The sequence below is a fragment of the candidate division TA06 bacterium genome (assembly GCA_016208585.1).
Taxonomy (GTDB): domain Bacteria; phylum Edwardsbacteria; class AC1; order AC1; family EtOH8; genus UBA5202.
Map to the genome: position 1 here is coordinate 1 of JACQXR010000104.1, position 16,918 is coordinate 16,918.

The following is a 16,918-nucleotide window of genomic DNA, read 5'->3' on the forward strand; positions in this document are numbered from 1 at the left end:
AAACCGTAGGTTTTCATAGTATCCTTATGTACTCTGAGCCTGAAGAAAGGATACCATTGTGCCTAGGAAACGCACTACCACATAGTGTTACCGGTGAAATACCGAAAGGCGTTGTTGCAGGAACCGGTGGTGCATATGATCAAGGAAATCAGCCAGGGCTTGGAAGAACGGTACGAGTTCGAGCTTGAGCGGATCGAGTGTGATGTCAACCATGTTCATTGGTTATGTAGCTTGCATCCGAAGTATGGTCCCGGGGCATTTGTGCGATTATACAAGAGCATCACAGCGAAGCAGTTGTTTCAGGCGTTGCCGGAATTGAGAAAAGAGCTGTGGGGCGGAGAGTTCTGGAGTGACGGGGATTATGTAGCGACAGTCGGAGTCCGGGGCGACTGGAGCGTGGTGGAAAGACACATAAAACAACAAGGTGAAGACCCGCAAGAAGTGCAATTACGGATGTTCTAATTGCATACCCTGCGGTCTCTGCCGCAGGGTTCTTGATTCAACCATCTAAACCAGGGTGACGGATTTATGAAGATAAACCTTACCATAATCATTTCCATTCTGCTGACAGCAGGGCTGGTGGCGCTGGGGTTTACCTCCTGGCAGGTCTACCAGGAGAGGCAACGCCTTCATATTGATCTGGAACGCCGGGCAGTCTTGCTGGGTGAAAGCATCAGCGATGGCCTGGTTGCACAGTTGGAGAAGGGTCGAATCAAACCAGTACAGAGGATAATCGACCGGGTCAACCAAAGCTCTTCCCGTCTGAGCGGACTGGCGGTATATGATTTAAGAGACAGCATTGTGGCGCTGACAGAGGGATTCATTCCGCATAAGTCGGCGGTTGTGGAGTTCCGGAACCGGCAGTTTGGCTCAGATAGCTTAGCGGCTTCCTTCCAGCGAAGCGGAGGCCGACAGGTGTATCTTTTCATACGGGCGCTATCCGGGGATTCCCTGAAGGCGGGCATGTTGGTAGCCGTTTATGATGCCAGCTACATAGACCGACAGATAGCGGGTATTTGGAAGGGCAGTTTCATCCGGTGGTTCGTGCAGGCACTGGTCATTGCCTTTGTAACGTTATTGGTTATACGCTGGAGCATCTTGCGGCCATTGGATACACTGGTTGACTGGATGAGGGATATTCGCACCAGCGGCAAATCGCGAGGTCGCCCTCCCCCGGCTTTTTTTGAGCCTTTGAAGAAAGAGGTTGACCAGATGGCCGATACCATAGCGGAAGCAAGGGCCATGGCTACCGAGGAAGCCAAACTGCGAGCTACCGCTGAGGCTATATGGACCCCGGAACGCCTTAAAGAGGAGGTGCGTCAGCTGCTGGATGGCCGGGTATTGGTTGCCGTATCCAATCGCGAGCCTTATATGCATGTCCACCGGGGCAAGGCGGTCGATTGCATAGTCCCGGCCAGCGGGCTGGTTACCGCCATGGAACCGGTGCTCAAGGCCTGCGGAGGAATATGGGTGGCGGCGGGCATGGGCGATGCCGACCGGGAAACGGTTGACGACAAGAATGTGATACGGGTGCCGCCCGATGATCCCCGCTATACTCTGCGCAGGGTCTGGATGTCCAAGGAAGAGGAGGAAGGTTTCTACTATGGGTTTTCCAACGAAGGTCTGTGGCCCCTCTGTCATGTGGCCCATGCCCGTCCCACCTTCCGGATCGAAGATTGGCGGTACTACCAGGAGATAAACATCCGGTTCGCCGATGTGGTGATCGAGGAGGTCCACGGACTGGAAAAGCCCTTGATACTGGTTCAGGATTACCATTTTGCCCTATTGCCCCGCCTGATCAAGAAGCGGCGGCCCGATGCCCAGGTGGCAATCTTTTGGCACATACCCTGGCCCAATCCGGAGTCTTTCGGGATCTGTCCCTGGCAGAAGGACCTTCTGTATGGAATGCTGGGCGCGGATATGATAGGTTTCCATACCCAGTATCACTGCAATAACTTCATGGAGACGGTTGACCGGGCGCTGGAATCGCAGATAACCTGGGAGCATTTTTCGGTCAAGATCGCCGGACATACCACCCTGGTGAAGCCGTTTCCCATCAGCATTGCCTTTACACCCCGGGATTTTGAAGCAACTGGTACTCCGTCCACGGTCGGGGAGCTCCTTAAGGAATACGGCATCAAGGCTGAAATCATCGGTGTCGGGGTTGACCGTATAGATTACACCAAGGGCATCGTCGAGCGTTTTCTGGCCATCGAACGTTTTCTGGAGCGTTATCCGGCCTATCAGGGAAAGTTCACATTCGTGGAGCTGGGCGCCCCCAGCCGCACCCACATCAAGCGCTATGCCGACATGGTCAGCGAGGTGGAAGCTGAGGCCGAACGCATCAACTGGCGCTTCAAGACCAAGGAATGGAGACCGATCCTTTTCCTGAAAAAACATCACAGCCATCAGGATATCCAGCCGTGGTACCGGGCCGCCCAAGTGTGCCTGGTCACTTCGCTTCATGACGGCATGAACCTGGTAGCCAAAGAATTCATCGCCTCGCGCGGGACCAACGATGGGACGTTGATCCTGAGCCGTTTTGCCGGGGCTGCCCGTGAGCTGCGGGATGCGCTGATAGTCAATCCCTACGATGTCGAACAGACGGCCGAAGCCTTACGGTTTGCCCTGGAGATGCCGGTTGCCGAACAACAGGAAAGGATGCAGCGGATGCGGCAGCAGCTGGTCTCGCACAACATCTATCTGTGGGCCGCCGACCTGATAAGAGAACTGACGGCCATCCGCCTACCAGTAAATACCGCCGGCGGGCCCAAGACCGAAGAGACAGGTGCCACATGAACTATAGAATCACACAGCCTTTCCTGTTCATGACCTCATCCTCCCTGGTCACGGTCACCGGCCGGCGGGCAGCCGACCTGAAGGAGTTGCTGGACGGGATCAAGGAAGTGCCGGGCTCCTCCATCTATCATCACAGCCACCAGGCCTATAGGGAATGGCAAACCTTCGACCGTCCTCCAGTCCACGATTTCGGATACTGGGCCGGTGAGGTGCTGAGGGAGCGAAGCCTGGGGGAAAAGCTGAGCACAATAGACCCCACCCAGCATGACGACGTGCGGGGCTTCCGGGACGAAATGATCCGGGTCATCGAAAAGCATTTGGAAGGAAAGCCGCTGCTCAACCGCTGCCCTCCCGGCAGCGAGTTCTCCTTCTGCCAGTCGGTGTCGGTGATTAGCAGCACCGGAATCAAGGCCGGGGATCTCGGGGAATTTATGGCAGCACTTGGCTTGGTGACCAACCGCAGCCTTTATTATCATCTGTTCGAGGCCCGGCTCAGGCTGCACCGGGCCGACAACGATTTTTCGATTTGGATGCGGGAACAACTGAAAAAGCAGGAGTTGGCCGAGCAGATCAGCCGGCTGGACATCGCGGTCCACAGCCTGGATCAGATCCGGGCCCGCCTGTTCGCGATACTGGGGCAGCATCAGGGCATTTCCGCCCTGGAGCTGGTGCGCCGGGTAGCGCAATTGCCAGTTGACATGGTTGAATCCCTGTTGACCGAGATCCTGACCCTTCCGGTGAGGACCGCCACCAGATTTTGGGGAAAGAGTCCCAGGACCCTGGCCCATGCCTTGACGAAAAGCATTAAACATAACAGGAAGGGACGCAGATCAAATGGCTCTGGCCCGGCTTGAAGATTATCGAGAGGTAATTGGCGGAGCCGAGCTGGAAGAAATAAAACAGTTGGCCCGTCACCTCCAGGGAGCCCGGATGGCGCACGTCAACTCCACCTCGGTTGGGGGAGGTGTGGCTGAGATCCTGCACCGGATGGTCCCGCTGATGGATGAACTGGGAATAAAGGCGCGTTGGGATGTCATCAAGGGCGGAGATGATTTCTTCAACGTGACCAAACTGTTCCATAACGCCCTGCACGGAAAAGCCGAGGAGATAACCGATGATATGTACCGGATATTCCTCGACTATAACCGTCGTAATGCCCAGGAACTTGATTTCAGCGATTGCGACTGTGTTTTCATCCATGATCCCCAGCCTATCTGCCTGGTTGACAAAAGGGAACAGGGCAGGGGCTGCTGGATCTGGCGCTGCCATATTGACATCTCTGCGCCGCACCGGGGACTATGGGAGTTTCTTCGAAAATATGTAGAGCGGTATGATGGGGCGATAATTTCGTCTCCGGGTTTTGCCCAAAGGCTTCCGGTTCCCCAGTACCTGATCCCGCCATCGATCGACCCGCTGGCTGACAAGAACCGTGACCTTCCGGATGATTTCATCAAGGGCGTTCTGGATAAGCACAAAATTGACCGGACCCGTCCCGTAGTGACCCAGATTTCCCGGTTTGACCGGTTCAAGGATCCTCTGGGTTTGGTGGAGGCCTTTAAAAAAGTCCGCCAAAAGATAGACTGCCAGCTGATCCTGGCCGGAGGAGGGGCTACCGATGATCCTGAAGGTTTGCTGGTATTGGAGGAGGTCAAACAGCGGGCAGGCAGCGACCCGGATATCCATGTCCTTCATTTGCCGCCCGGTGCCGATTTGGAGATAAACGCCCTGGTAAGGGGCTCCAGCCTGATCGTCCAGAATTCAGTCAAGGAGGGTTTTGGGCTTACGGTATCCGAGGCCATGTGGAAGGCCAAGCCTGTCATCAGCCGGCCGGTGGGGGGCATCACCCAGCAGGTGGTGCAGGACGTGACCGGCCTGCTGGTCCATTCCACCGAAGGGCTGGCCTTCGCCATCCGTTCTCTGCTGGCCAACCCGGAAAAAGCTGCCCAGCTGGGAAAGAACGCCCGCCAGTTCGTCAGGCATAATTTTTTGATTACCCGCCATCTGCGGCGCTATCTGCTGGTGCTGCTGGCGCTAAGGAATCCGGGCAGCCAGGTGATAAACCTATGATATTTGTGATGCTGGATTACGATGGCACGCTAGCACCAATAGTTTCCGATCCGGCCCGGGCCCGGCTGGACAGGGAAATGCTGGCGGTGCTTAAGCAGCTGGCCGCGCGTGATGATCTGATGGTGGCAGTTATAAGCGGGCGGGCGCTGGCCGATCTTAAGCGCAAAGTACGGCTTGATTCCATATATTATGCCGGATGCCACGGAATGGAGATGGAAGGGCCGGGGTGGTCATATGTTCACCCGAAAATGGAAATGATTTCTGTAAAAATCTGTCACTTGGAGAATTATCTGCGTGGTATTCTGGGGAGAGTAAGAGGTTCCATTATTGAAAATAAGCGATATGCTTTAACCGTCCATTACCGTAAAGTTGCTGCCAGGGATCGCCGGAAGGTTGAAGAGGTCGCTCGGCAGGCAGAGAAGAGTTTCAGTAAATGGTTGAAAATGGAGCCGGGCCGGATGAGCTTTGAATATAAACCGACCGTTAACTGGAATAAAGGAAAATCAGTGGAAATACTCTTGCGGTTGCACCGAGCTAACAATCCTTACCCTATTTACATCGGTGATGACTTAACCGATGAATCGGCATTCAAGCGCATGTTACACAAGGGTTTAGGTATTTTAGTGAATAACAATGAACGTCCGTATCAAACCTCCGCCGTTATAAGAATACGTTCAGTTCGGCATGTAAGACAATTCCTGCAATATTTAGCCTATACAGTTTAGGGATAAATAATGAGCGATTTTTTAATGCGGCACAAGTTTTTTGATTGATATATCGGAAAAATTAACGTTTTTCCTTGCATTTTCCCCGTTATTTTGCTATAATCTTCCCATTGGATAACTCGTTATCCGTGCCCAACATATAATTTTGCTTGAAAGACAGCAAGATCACAATTTATAAAAAGCAGAAGCCAGCCGCGCCAGGATCGAACTCCTGGCAAGCTTCTCACCGGGCGGCGCATCTAAATGCTGCCAGTTCTGGTCAAAGTGCAGAGGGCGTTCATTTTCGGCCCTTCCTTAAAGTAAAGCGGGTGGCATAGTTTTTTGCCGCCAGCTTTTTTCTTTTTTACCGCCAGGACTGCCACCAAGACACCAATTTTTCATTCGTTAACTTTTATTTAGTTTGTCTTTGTCTCTGTGGCAAATGTATAACCATAAACCCATAACGGAGGGATCACCTATCAGCAAGGATTATCGGGTAAACAACAAGATTCGGGTCCCGGAGGTCAGGGTGGTGGGACCCGACGGCCAGCAGATAGGAGTGCTGCCGATCGCCGAGGCCCTGCGTCAGGCCGAGGACAAGGGGCTGGACCTGGTGGAGATAGTGCCCGAGGCCAAACCTCCGGTCTGCAAGATAATAGATTTCGGGAAATTCCTTTACCACGAGGAGAAGAACAAGAAGGAGGCCCGGAAAAAGCAGCACGAAGTCAAGGTCAAGGAGATCAGGCTGGGGCCCAAGATAGGCGAACACGATTACCTGGTAAAATTCAACCAGGCCAAGAATTTTTTGGCCCACAAGGACAAGGTCCGGGTCTCGATGCGTTTTAGGGGCCGGGAGATGGCCCACATCGACATCGGCCGGCGGGTGATAGACCGCTTCATGTTGGAGATCACCGATGTGGCCCTGATCGAACAGCAGCCCAAGCTGGAGGGAAACACCATGGTGGCCCTGCTTTCGCCCAAGAGCACCGCCTAACCGGGGTCTCTACAAACTTTACCACAGAATCACGGAACTGAGGAAACACCGAAAAATAATAGGATATAATACCGGGCAAAAGTATTTTCAGTGTTTTCCTCCGAAACTTCAGTGTTTCCGTGGTAGGGATCCATTGCGGAAGTATGGCCTGTCTGATGCCCGGCCGGGATGTTCTTTTTTCCCAAAATATAAATAATAAAAAAAATATAAAACACCAAAGGAGTGACCATGCCAAAGGTAAAGACCAGCCGGGCGGCGGCCAAAAGAATGAGGGCCACCAGCAAGGGCAAGATCAAACGCAACAAGGCCTGCAAGAGCCACAAGCTGACCACCAAGACCCGCAAACGCAAGCGCAACCTGCGCCAGGGAGGCCTGGTGGACAGCGCCAATTCCAAGCGGATCAAGCGGCTGATGCCCAACGGGTAAAACCGGGACTTTCCCGCAAAACACACTAAAATACGCGAAAAACAAATATTATACTGTGAATCGGTTACGAAATTACGATAAGTTTCACATGAACCAGATCAAAATGTTGTTAGCGGATTTTTCGCGATTTTTCGCGGGCAGAAAAAGCAACAAAGAAAACAGATTACATAGATCATCAGAAAGGATAGGTAAGAGACCATGTCCAGAGTCACCACCGCCGCTGCCACCCGGCAAAAAAAGAACAAGATCTTCAAGAAGGCCAAGGGCTTTTGGGGAGGCCGGCACCGCTTATACCGCATAGCCAAGGAAGCCGTGATGCGGGCCGGGCAGTTCGCCTACCGCGACCGCCACAACAAGAAGCGCGACTTCCGCAGCCTGTGGATCATCCGGGTCAACGCGGCCTGCCGGCTGAACGGGATCAGCTACAACGCCTTCATCAACGGCCTGAAGAAAAACAACATCGCCCTGAACCGCAAGGTGCTGGCCGAGATCGCCATCGCCGACCCGGCGGCTTTTACCAAAGTAGTGGAAGCGGCGAAGAAATAAGCTGACAGGCAAGGCCTCGTGTTTAAAATGTTCGAAATGTTAGAAATGTTTGAAACGGTTTAGATGATTGACAAGCTGAACAAAATAGGCGAAGAAGCCAAAAAGCAGATAACCGAATGCTCCGCCCCGGAAAAGCTGGAAGAGCTGAGGGTGCTTTACCTGGGCCGCAAGGGACAAGTGACCGAGCTATTGAAGGCGGTATCCTCGGTGGAGCCGGCCCAGCGCCCGGCCTTCGGGGCCGCGGTCAACCGGCTCAAGGCCGAACTGACGGACCTGCTGGACCGGAGGAAGCAAAGCCTGGAATCGCAGTCCCAAAACACTGCCCGGCAGAAGGAAGCCCTGGACGTAAGCCTGCCCGGGCGCCGGCCGCTGCTGGGGCACAAGCATCCCCTGCACCAGATAATGACGGAGATCACCGGGATCTTCCACGGCCTGGGGTTCACCGTGGCCGAGGGCCCGGAGGTGGAGACCGAGTTCAACAATTTTGACGCGCTGAACACGCCGCCCGACCATCCGGCCCGCAATTACCAGGACACATTTTATCTCAAACAGGGCGGGCTACTGCTGCGGACTCACACTTCCCCGGTGCAGATCCGGACCATGATGTCCCGGCAGCCCCCGGTCAGGATCATCGCCCCGGGCCGCTGCTACCGCCGCGACGCCATTGACGCCTCGCACCTGCCGGTGTTCCATCAAATCGAGGGGCTGTACGTGGACAAGAACGTCTCGCTGGCCGACCTCAAGGCCACCATCGCTTATTTCGCCCGGGCCCTGCTGGGCCCCAAGATGAAGATCCGCTTCCGGCCGCATTTCTTTCCCTTCACCGAGCCCAGCGTGGAATACGATTTTTCCTGCGTGTTCTGTAATGGCGGAGGCTGCCGGGTCTGCAAGCAGTCGGGCTGGCTGGAGATCTCCGGGGCCGGAATGGTGGACCCCAACGTCTTCAGGAACGTGGGCTATGATCCAGAGGTCTACTCCGGTTTCGCCTGGGGCCTGGGAGTGGAAAGGGTGGCCATGCTGAAATACGGCATCAACGACATCCGCCATTTTTATTCGGGCGATATCAGGTTCCTGGAACAATTCTAAATAGCGCCGGAAACGGTCCGGACAAAACAAAGAAAAGAAAGTTTAATGAAACCAATACATATCGGGGATCTAGTCGTTTCGCTGCCGCTGGTCCAGGGAGGGATGGGGGTGGGGATCTCCCTGTCCGGCCTGGCGGCGGCGGTGGCCAACGAAGGCGGGGTGGGCACAATTGCCACGGCCGGCATCGGAATGTTCGAGCCCGACTTCGCGAACAATTATCTGGAGGCCAACATCCGGGCCTTGAAAAAGGAGATCCGCAAGGCCCGGACCATGACCAAGGGCGTGCTGGGGGTCAACATCATGGTGGCCCTATCCAACTACGCCGACCTGGCCAAGGCCGCAGTCGAAGAAGAAATAGACATCATCTTCTCCGGGGCCGGGCTGCCCTTTGACCTGCCGAAATTTCTGACCCCTGATTCCAAGACCAAACTGGTGCCCATCGTTTCCTCGGGCCGGGCGGCGGCCATCATCGCCAAGAAATGGCTGGACAGATACAATTATCAGCCGGATGCGATAGTGGTAGAAGGCCCCCTGGCCGGAGGGCATCTGGGATTCAAGATCGAACACCTGGATGACCCCAATTATTCCCTGAAAAAGCTGATCCCCGAAGTGATCGAGGCCCTGAAACCTTTCGTGGAAAAATACCAAAATCCGATCCCGGTGATCGCCGGAGGCGGAATTTATACCGGGCAGGACATCCGGGAGATCATGGAACTGGGGGCCGACGGGGCGCAGATGGGCACCCGGTTCGTGACTACCGATGAATGCGACGCCTCGGACGCTTTCAAGCAGGCCTATCTGGATTCCAAGAAAGAGGACGTGGTGATAATCAAAAGCCCGGTAGGAATGCCGGGCCGGGCCATCCGCAACCAGTTCCTTGACGACGTCATCAAGGGAGAGAAGAAGCCCTTCAAATGCCCCCACCAGTGCATCATCACCTGCGATTTCAAAAACACCCCTTACTGCATCGCCCTGGCGCTGATCAACGCCCAGCAGGGCCTGATGAAAGACGGTTTTGCCTTTGCCGGAGCCAATGCCTTCCGGAACAACTGCATCATCTCGGTGAAGGAGACCATTCAAGCCCTCGTCAAAGAATTCGGCGAAAGCATCGGCCAGGCGGCAGGAAGTAAAACTTCGGAAACACCGGCGGCCTAATACGCAGCACCGCATCATGAAAATCTCATATAACTGGCTTAAGGAATTCATAGACTTCAACTGGTCCGTCAAGGAACTGGCCGGCAAGCTGACCTTTGCCGGAATCGAGATCGAAGGGATCGAGGATCTTCCCTCCGGGGATTTCCAGCTGGACCTGGAGATCACACCCAACCGGCCCGACTGTCTTTCGTTCCTGGGCCTGGCCCGGGAGATACGGGCTTTGAACGGCGGCAGCATAAAGGTTCCTCCGACCCAAGTCTCCGAGGCCGGCGCCGACGTGAACTCCCTGGCAAAGGTCGAAGTGGAGGACCAGCAGGGCTGTCCTCGCTATCTGGCCCGAGTGGTTACCGGGGTCAACGTGGCCGAGTCGCCGGACTGGCTGAAGAAGAAGATAGAAAGCATAGGCCTGCGGCCCAGCAACAACGTGGCCGACATCACCAACCTGGCGCTTTACGAATTCGGGCATCCCCTGCACGCCTTCGACCTGGACAAGTTGTCCGGGCATAAAATCGTAGTCCGCCGGGCCAAACAGAGCGAACTTATGGTCACCTTGGACGGCGCCGAACGCAAGCTCACGCCAGAATACCTGGTCATCGCCGACGCCCAAAAGCCTGCGGCCATTGCCGGCATCATGGGCGGGCTGGAGAGCGAGATCTCATCGGCCACCAAAAACGTCTTGCTGGAAAGCGCCTACTTTGATCCGCCGCTGATCCGCCGGGGCAGCAAGAACCTGGGCTTAAAGAGCGACGCCTCCTACCGTTTTGAACGGGGGGCCGATCCCAATATCTTAGAGCAGGCGGTCAACCGGGCGGCCCGGCTGATCTCAGAAATTGCCGGCGGACAAATTGCCAAAGGCATCATAGACGTCTCGGCCAAAAAATTTCCGGCCGGCTGGGAACTGGAACTGAGGCCGGAGAAGACCTGCCAGCTGCTGGGGACCGGGATCAAGCCTGAAAAAATGGTGGAGATACTCAACGCCTTGGAACTGAAGGCCTCTATCTCCGGAAACGTGATAAAAGTGCAGGTTCCCAGCTTCCGGGCCGATCTTACCCGCGAAGCCGACCTAATAGAGGAAATTGGCCGGATATACGGTTACGACAATCTGCCGGACGAGGGGATAAAGCCCTGGCCGGTTCCCGGCCTGCGCCGGCCAAAGGAAGCGGCCGTGGAAAAGATAGTGGAGGCCATGGTCTCCTTGGGTTTTTGCCAGCACTACGGCCTGCCTTTGATGGACCCGGCTTATTATGCCAAGCTGGGAATGGCGCAGGACGGAGGGAACATGGTGGAGCTGGACAACTCCCTTTCATCTGACCTTTCGGCGCTGCGTCCCATGCTGCTGCCGGGGCTTTTGGAAGCGGGGCAAAGGAACCTGAACAACGGGCTGAACACCTTAAGATTGTTTGAATGCGGTCTGGCCTTTGCTCCCGGCAAACAGGCCCCTGTCGAATCCCTGAAACTGGGGATGTTGGCCTGCGGGGAAAGTGAAAACCGGAGCTGGGATCGGAAGCCCGAGCTCTTCGATTTCTTCGACCTTAAGGGGGCGCTGGAAAACCTTTTTGCGGCCCTCAAGATCAAAGGCATATCCTATTCCCCGGACTTTAAATCTCCCAAACCCTTCCTGCATCCCGGCCGCTCGGTGGAACTGTTGTTGGACGGGGCGGTCATCGGCTGGGCCGGAGAGCTGGATGCCGCCGTTCTTAAGACACTGGACATCAAGGAAAAACTTTACTGTTCCGAGATGGACCTGGAACAAATAATGAAGCTGATGGAAAGGGCGGTCGCCCAGTTTTCTGAAATTCCAAAATACCCCGCGGTCAAGCGAGACCTGGCCATCATGGTTCCGCAGCAGATCAGCAGCCGGGATATTCTGAATGTCATCACCGAAACCGGCGGGGCCACCCTGGAACGGGCCGAATTGTTTGACCTGTATTCCGGCGGCCAGATAGAAAAAGGCCAAAAGAGCCTGGCCTTCTCGCTTGCTTATCGCCATCCCGAGCGGACCCTGACCGACGCCGAGGTCAACCAGGTTCACCAGGAGATAGTCGAAGAGCTCAAGGAAAAATTCGGCGCCGAGATCCGGTGATTTTCACGGACTGCCGGTGGTTTCGATGCTTCAACGGAGTTTATCCTGAGCGATGCCGAAGGGTTCAGCATAAGTACGCCCCGCCGTCGGCTGAGTGGCCGGCATTTCGATACGTTTACACTACTCAATGTCCGGCTGTATCGAAGCCAGGCGGGGCACTCAGCCACCGGCTACTCAGCGGTTCAGATATTCAGTATTTCCGTGCCGGCACGCTTTAGCGTTACGGCGCGCAAACATGGTAATATTACTTCGTCTCCATTCTGAAAATTTCCCAACAGGTTTTTAATATATAATTCAAAAGCGAGGACATCAATATGAGTGGAGATCCCCTGGCGATATTGGAGGAACGGATAAACCGGGCGGTGGACAAGATGGCCGAATTGAAGAACCAGAAGGAAAAACTGGAAAAGGACAACCAGGATCTTAAGGCCAAGATAGACCTGCTGACCGGGAAACTTAAAGCCATTGAGAACGAAAAAAAACAGCAGACCAATTTGGAGGATGAAAACCAAAAACTACAGCAGTCCCAGGAGGAGGCCAAAAAACGGCTTTCGGAGATCATTGACAAGCTGGAAAAACTCAAGGACTAGTTAAAAAACAAGGACCAGAAACCGCAGGGACTAAAAAAGAAAACCAAAATATAGGGCGACATGACCATATCCAAAAACGGGATAAAAGTGAAGATCTTTGGCACCGAATACCGCATCAAGGGCGACGCCAATGCCGATTACATCCGCCAGGTGGCCGGATTGGTGGACGAACGGATGCGCCAGATAGCCGAGGCTTCGATGACCGGCTCGGTGGCCAAGATCGCCATTTTGGCGGCCGTCAATATAGCCGACGAGCTTTTAAAAGAGCGCCTGACCAGGGAATCGGCCATGGACAAGCTGTCGGAACGCCTGAAGCAGGCAGAGGAAAACGGGCAGGAATAATTTTTTCCTTCCCTCTTGCATTTTAAGCTTTGGGGTGTTATATTTGTCGGAGCGGAGGAAGAAACGCCTCCCGGTTTTGGTATTTCATCAGTTCTTTTATTTCCCTGCGGTGTCCGTATCGATCGGATTATTTTTGAGCCAACACCTGTTCACTTAGGGCCTAAACCTTCGGGCGCGGTGTGCATGCCTCCCTTAATTGGGGGGAAGCCTTAACCGTCTGAGGCGGCGCCATTTTTTGAATAGGTTCAAAATGTCCTTTCGACCGGCACAGGCGGGGAATTTTTTATTCCCGGGCACAAAACAGACGGGGACCAACCACTGAAACACGGAAATTTCAAAACCACGGAATTTAAAACATTACGGATATTAGATGCCCGGATTCGCTGATTCATTCAGTGGTTCCGTGTCTGCACGTGGTAAAAAGATCCTTAAAGTCTCAACAAAAAATCATTGCCAAGTTATTTGACAAACCCGGATCCGGAACGGGTCCGGGCAAAATGAAAAGGAAAGGAAAAAATGCTGACAGCACTTTGGATAGCGATACCGCTGGTATGTCTGGGACTGGGTTTCTTTTTCGGATACCTGCTGCACAAGAAAATGGGGGAAGCCAGGCTCGGCGACGCCCAGAAGCTGGCCGAGAAGATGATCAACGAGGCCCAGCGGGAGGCGGCCACTTACAAGAAGGAAGTCCAGGTCCAGGCCAAGGAAGAATGGTACAAGCTCAAGAACAACTTTGAAAAAGAGACCCTGAGCAGGCGCCACGAGCTGAAGGATACCGAGAACCGGATACTGGAAAAGGAAAAGCAGAACGACCGCAAGGTGGACATCATTAGCCGCAAGGAGCGGGAGGTGGAGGTGCGGGAGCGGGAGTTGGTGGCCAAGGAGCGGGTGATCCGGGCCAAGGACGAGCGGCTGACCACCATGATCGACGAGCAGAACTCCAAGCTGGAGCAGATCGCCGGCCTGACCCAGGAAGAGGCCAAGAAGCAGCTGATGCAGAACCTGGAGGCCCAGGCCCGGCACGAGGCGGCCCAGCTGATCAAGACCATCCGGGACGAGGCCCGGGACAGCGCCGAGAAGGAGGCCAAGCAGATAATCGGGCTGGCCATCCAGCGCTATGCCGGCGAGCACACCGCCGAGACCACGGTCAGCGTGGTGCCCCTGGCCTCGGACGAGATGAAGGGTCGGATCATCGGCCGGGAAGGCCGCAACATCAGGGCCTTTGAGGCCGCCACCGGGGTGGAAGTGCTGATCGACGACACGCCGGAGGCCATCGTGATCTCGGGTTTTGACCCGGTGCGCCGGGAAATAGCCCGGCTGGGCATGGAGCGCCTGATCTCCGACGGCCGGATCCAGCCGGCCCGGATCGAGGAAGTGATCGAGAAGGCCAAGCAGGAAGTGGATCGCAGCATCCGGGAGGCCGGCGAGGGCCTGGCTTTGGAAGTGGGCGTGGCCGGGCTGCACTCCGAGCTGCTGGTGCTTTTGGGCCGCTTAAAATACCGCACCAGCTACGGGCAGAACGTATTGCAGCATTCTAAGGAAGTGGCCTTTTTGGCCAGCGTGATGGCCGGGGAGCTGGAGCTGGACCAGTCCATAGCCAAACGTTGCGGGCTGCTGCATGATATCGGCAAGGCGGTGGACCACAATATAGAAGGCACCCACACCCAGATCGGGATGGATTTGGCCAAGCGCTACGGCGAATCGGCCCTGATCATCAATTCCATCGGGGCCCATCACGAGGATATCGAGGCCACCTCGCTGTACTCGGTGCTGATCGCGGCGGCCGACTCCATCTCCGGAGCCAGGCCCGGGGCCCGGCGGGAATCGCTGGAGGCCTACGTCAAACGGCTGGAGAAATTAGAGGAATTAGCCTATTCCTTCAAGGGCGTCAGCAAGGCCTACGCCATCCAGGCCGGGCGCGAAGTGCGGATCATGGTTATCCCCGAGGACGTCAACGATTCCCGGGTCACCGAGATGGCCGGAGAGATCGCCCACAAGATAGAGCAGTCGCTGCAGTATCCGGGGCAGATTAAGGTCACCGTCATTCGCGAGACCCGCGGGGTGGGGTACGCCAAATAACAGGGAACAGATTTTAGGGACTGGATGACAGGGGAATACTGTAGTGATACGGTGGGTATGCAATCGTTTGGTCCATCGTATACCTATTGTTTCCCCATTGCATAACAATTGTGCCAAGTTATGAAAGTATTGTTTATCGGGGACGTCATCGGAAGCCCGGGGCGGAGCGCGGTCAAGCACATTCTGCCGGAGATCGTCCGGGAGCACGGGGTGGACTTCGTGATCGCCAACGGCGAGAACTCCGCGGCCGGCTTCGGGCTGACTATCGCGGTGGCCAAGGAACTCCTTGCCCTGGGGATAGACGCGCTGACCACCGGCAATCACCTGTGGGACAAGAAAGAGATAATGCCGCTGCTGTCCAGCGAGAAGCGGATCTTGCGGCCGGCCAACTATCCCGACCAAGCGGTGGGTTTTCCCTGGGGCGTTTATAAGGCAAAGAACGGCGCCCGGGTGGGCGTGCTCAATCTTTTGGGCCGGGTGTTTCTGTCCACCACGGATTGCCCCTTTAAGGTGGCCGACAAAGCGTTGAAAGAGATTAAAAAGGAAACAGATATCATCATCGTGGACATGCACGCCGAGACCACCTCCGAGAAGATCGCCATGGGCTGGTACCTGGACGGCCGGGTCTCGGCGGTGATCGGCACCCATACCCACGTGATGACCGCCGATGAGCGGGTACTGCCTTATGGCACGGCCTACATCACCGACGCCGGGATGTGCGGGGGATTCGACGGCGTGATAGGGATGGAGAAGGAAGGGATCATCAAGCGGTTTTTGGACCAGATGCCGGCCAAGTTCGCTCCGGCCGAGGGGGATGTGAGGTTCAACGGGGTGGTCACTGAGATAGACGAGAAAGCGGGACGTGCCCGCAGTATTGTAAGAATTCAAGTATCTTAAAACGGCAATAGTGCCCCAACGTTAAAAATGATTATAGTGGTCCCGGTTGCTTATAAGGTTAACATGATAATAAGTGCAAGCAGAAGAACTGATATACCAGCCTTCTATTCAGATTGGTTGATAAATAGACTCAATGAACGTTACGTTTTTGTTCGTAATCCATTCAATAACCATCAAATAAGTAAAATTGATTTAACACCCAATTTGATTGATGGCCTTGTTTTTTGGACAAAAAACCCTACGTCACTTATGAAAAGGCTAGATGAAATCAAGGATTATAAATATTATTTTCAATTTACGGTTACGCCTTATTCAAAGGAATTGGAACCAAAGATACCAAGTAAAGAAATAATAGTTCAAATATTTAGAGACCTTTCGCTTAAAATCGGGTCAGATTTTGTTATTTGGCGCTACGATCCTATCCTGCTCTCAAAGAAATACGATATAAAATTTCATCTTGACGCATTTAATGATATTGCTTCAAAATTAAGCGGTTATACAAAACGCTGTGTAATAAGTTTTCTGGATGATTACTTGAAAGTAATGCGACGGATGAAAGATTATAAAGTACAAAAACCAAATGGTCCAGAAAGGGATGAAATAGCTTCGAAGTTTTCAGCCATTGCTGCGAAATATAATATAACTATGGTTACCTGTGCTGAAGAAATGGATTTATCAAATTACGGTATTCACCATGGTCGTTGCATTGACGACAAATTGATTTCAGAACTTACGAAAAACAATATTACTGTTGGCAAGGATAAAACACAAAGAAAAGAGTGTGGCTGCGTTGCAAGTGTTGATATCGGAGCATATAACACATGTCTAAATGGCTGTTTATATTGTTATGCAAATCTTAACGCAAAAATTATTATTAATAATTATCAGAGACACAACCCAAAATCCCCATTAATCATTGGTGAAGTAAAACCAGAAGATAAAATCGTTTTAAGAAAACCAATGGCATGTTTTGATGAACAAAGGTTATTAGACATTTAGCAGTAAGATATTAAGGGTCTTCTCCAATGAGTGTGGGTGATTTTAGGTGATTTTGGGCTACTTACAGGGGAGGAAGCGTGCAGGTCAGTACCTTCAACCGTAAGTATTCCTCGTCTCTCAAACCATACGCCCTGCGCTGAATAACCCTGAT

Annotated in this window: 15 protein-coding genes, 1 other RNA gene and 1 pseudogene; all 17 read left to right on the plus strand. The window is 53.9% G+C overall.

What is annotated here, in order from left to right; translation table 11 throughout:
* Nucleotides 1-72 precede the first annotated feature (72 nt).
* The 17 genes and pseudogenes from tnpA (at nt 73) to HY768_07975 (ending at nt 16,767) form a co-directional block, all read left to right on the plus strand.
* Nucleotides 73-462: pseudogene (gene tnpA, locus HY768_07895) on the plus strand (IS200/IS605 family transposase).
* Nucleotides 463-528: 66 nt separating this feature from the next.
* Nucleotides 529-2,799: a trehalose-6-phosphate synthase gene (locus HY768_07900; GenBank protein ID MBI4727128.1), complete on the plus strand. Its 2,271-nt coding sequence runs from the start codon at nt 529-531 to the stop codon at nt 2,797-2,799.
* The gene (locus HY768_07905; GenBank protein ID MBI4727129.1) at nt 2,796-3,653 is read left to right on the plus strand and encodes a hypothetical protein; all 858 of its coding nucleotides are present in this window, start codon (nt 2,796-2,798) and stop codon (nt 3,651-3,653) included. The genes HY768_07900 and HY768_07905 overlap by 4 nt, the downstream gene beginning before the upstream one ends.
* Nucleotides 3,634-4,866 (plus strand): glycosyltransferase, encoded by a 1,233-nt coding sequence (locus HY768_07910; GenBank protein MBI4727130.1) that lies wholly within the window; start codon nt 3,634-3,636, stop codon nt 4,864-4,866. The genes HY768_07905 and HY768_07910 overlap by 20 nt, the downstream gene beginning before the upstream one ends.
* Before the next feature lie 8 nt (nt 4,867-4,874).
* On the plus strand, nt 4,875-5,591 hold the full coding sequence (gene otsB / locus HY768_07915; protein MBI4727131.1) for a trehalose-phosphatase: 717 nt from the start codon (nt 4,875-4,877) through the stop codon (nt 5,589-5,591).
* Nucleotides 5,592-6,012: 421 nt separating this feature from the next.
* Nucleotides 6,013-6,564, plus strand: a complete 552-nt coding sequence (locus HY768_07920) for a translation initiation factor IF-3 (protein ID MBI4727132.1) — start codon at nt 6,013-6,015, stop codon at nt 6,562-6,564.
* A 228-nt stretch (nt 6,565-6,792) separates the two neighbouring features.
* A complete protein-coding gene (gene rpmI, locus HY768_07925) occupies nt 6,793-6,990 on the plus strand; it encodes a 50S ribosomal protein L35 (protein ID MBI4727133.1) in 198 nt (65 codons plus the stop codon).
* A 198-nt stretch (nt 6,991-7,188) separates the two neighbouring features.
* The gene (gene rplT / locus HY768_07930; GenBank protein MBI4727134.1) at nt 7,189-7,536 is read left to right on the plus strand and encodes a 50S ribosomal protein L20; all 348 of its coding nucleotides are present in this window, start codon (nt 7,189-7,191) and stop codon (nt 7,534-7,536) included.
* 63 nt (nt 7,537-7,599) lie between these two features.
* Nucleotides 7,600-8,622 carry a phenylalanine--tRNA ligase subunit alpha gene (gene pheS, locus HY768_07935; GenBank protein MBI4727135.1) on the plus strand — a complete coding sequence of 341 codons (1,023 nt, stop codon included), beginning with the start codon at nt 7,600-7,602 and terminating at the stop codon, nt 8,620-8,622.
* A 45-nt stretch (nt 8,623-8,667) separates the two neighbouring features.
* Nucleotides 8,668-9,777 (plus strand): nitronate monooxygenase, encoded by a 1,110-nt coding sequence (locus HY768_07940; GenBank protein ID MBI4727136.1) that lies wholly within the window; start codon nt 8,668-8,670, stop codon nt 9,775-9,777.
* Between the two features lie 16 nt (nt 9,778-9,793).
* Nucleotides 9,794-11,860, plus strand: coding sequence for a phenylalanine--tRNA ligase subunit beta (locus HY768_07945; protein ID MBI4727137.1), 2,067 nt, complete (start codon nt 9,794-9,796; stop codon nt 11,858-11,860).
* Between the two features lie 314 nt (nt 11,861-12,174).
* Nucleotides 12,175-12,450, plus strand: a complete 276-nt coding sequence (gene zapB, locus HY768_07950) for a cell division protein ZapB (protein ID MBI4727138.1) — start codon at nt 12,175-12,177, stop codon at nt 12,448-12,450.
* A 60-nt stretch (nt 12,451-12,510) separates the two neighbouring features.
* Nucleotides 12,511-12,792 carry a cell division protein ZapA gene (locus HY768_07955; protein MBI4727139.1) on the plus strand — a complete coding sequence of 94 codons (282 nt, stop codon included), beginning with the start codon at nt 12,511-12,513 and terminating at the stop codon, nt 12,790-12,792.
* Nucleotides 12,793-12,890: 98 nt separating this feature from the next.
* A non-coding RNA gene (gene ssrS / locus HY768_07960) (6S RNA) lies at nt 12,891-13,074 on the plus strand.
* Between the two features lie 234 nt (nt 13,075-13,308).
* Nucleotides 13,309-14,871, plus strand: coding sequence for a ribonuclease Y (rny, locus tag HY768_07965; protein ID MBI4727140.1), 1,563 nt, complete (start codon nt 13,309-13,311; stop codon nt 14,869-14,871).
* A 120-nt stretch (nt 14,872-14,991) separates the two neighbouring features.
* Nucleotides 14,992-15,768 carry a TIGR00282 family metallophosphoesterase gene (locus HY768_07970; protein MBI4727141.1) on the plus strand — a complete coding sequence of 259 codons (777 nt, stop codon included), beginning with the start codon at nt 14,992-14,994 and terminating at the stop codon, nt 15,766-15,768.
* A 63-nt stretch (nt 15,769-15,831) separates the two neighbouring features.
* Nucleotides 15,832-16,767, plus strand: a complete 936-nt coding sequence (locus tag HY768_07975) for a DUF1848 domain-containing protein (protein ID MBI4727142.1) — start codon at nt 15,832-15,834, stop codon at nt 16,765-16,767.
* Nucleotides 16,768-16,918 lie beyond the last annotated feature (151 nt).

What these genes read in the sequence shown, in the direction of transcription:
- HY768_07900 (MBI4727128.1), top strand. Translation starts at nt 529, where the DNA reads ATGAAGATAAACCTTACCATAATCATTTCCATTCTGCTGACAGCAGGG.
- HY768_07905 (MBI4727129.1), top strand. Translation starts at nt 2,796, where the DNA reads ATGAACTATAGAATCACACAGCCTTTCCTGTTCATGACCTCATCCTCC.
- HY768_07910 (MBI4727130.1), top strand. Translation starts at nt 3,634, where the DNA reads ATGGCTCTGGCCCGGCTTGAAGATTATCGAGAGGTAATTGGCGGAGCC.
- otsB (MBI4727131.1), top strand. Translation starts at nt 4,875, where the DNA reads ATGCTGGATTACGATGGCACGCTAGCACCAATAGTTTCCGATCCGGCC.
- HY768_07920 (MBI4727132.1), top strand. Translation starts at nt 6,013, where the DNA reads ATGTATAACCATAAACCCATAACGGAGGGATCACCTATCAGCAAGGAT.
- rpmI (MBI4727133.1), top strand. Translation starts at nt 6,793, where the DNA reads ATGCCAAAGGTAAAGACCAGCCGGGCGGCGGCCAAAAGAATGAGGGCC.
- rplT (MBI4727134.1), top strand. Translation starts at nt 7,189, where the DNA reads ATGTCCAGAGTCACCACCGCCGCTGCCACCCGGCAAAAAAAGAACAAG.
- pheS (MBI4727135.1), top strand. Translation starts at nt 7,600, where the DNA reads ATGATTGACAAGCTGAACAAAATAGGCGAAGAAGCCAAAAAGCAGATA.
- HY768_07940 (MBI4727136.1), top strand. Translation starts at nt 8,668, where the DNA reads ATGAAACCAATACATATCGGGGATCTAGTCGTTTCGCTGCCGCTGGTC.
- HY768_07945 (MBI4727137.1), top strand. Translation starts at nt 9,794, where the DNA reads ATGAAAATCTCATATAACTGGCTTAAGGAATTCATAGACTTCAACTGG.
- zapB (MBI4727138.1), top strand. Translation starts at nt 12,175, where the DNA reads ATGAGTGGAGATCCCCTGGCGATATTGGAGGAACGGATAAACCGGGCG.
- HY768_07955 (MBI4727139.1), top strand. Translation starts at nt 12,511, where the DNA reads ATGACCATATCCAAAAACGGGATAAAAGTGAAGATCTTTGGCACCGAA.
- rny (MBI4727140.1), top strand. Translation starts at nt 13,309, where the DNA reads ATGCTGACAGCACTTTGGATAGCGATACCGCTGGTATGTCTGGGACTG.
- HY768_07970 (MBI4727141.1), top strand. Translation starts at nt 14,992, where the DNA reads ATGAAAGTATTGTTTATCGGGGACGTCATCGGAAGCCCGGGGCGGAGC.
- HY768_07975 (MBI4727142.1), top strand. Translation starts at nt 15,832, where the DNA reads ATGATAATAAGTGCAAGCAGAAGAACTGATATACCAGCCTTCTATTCA.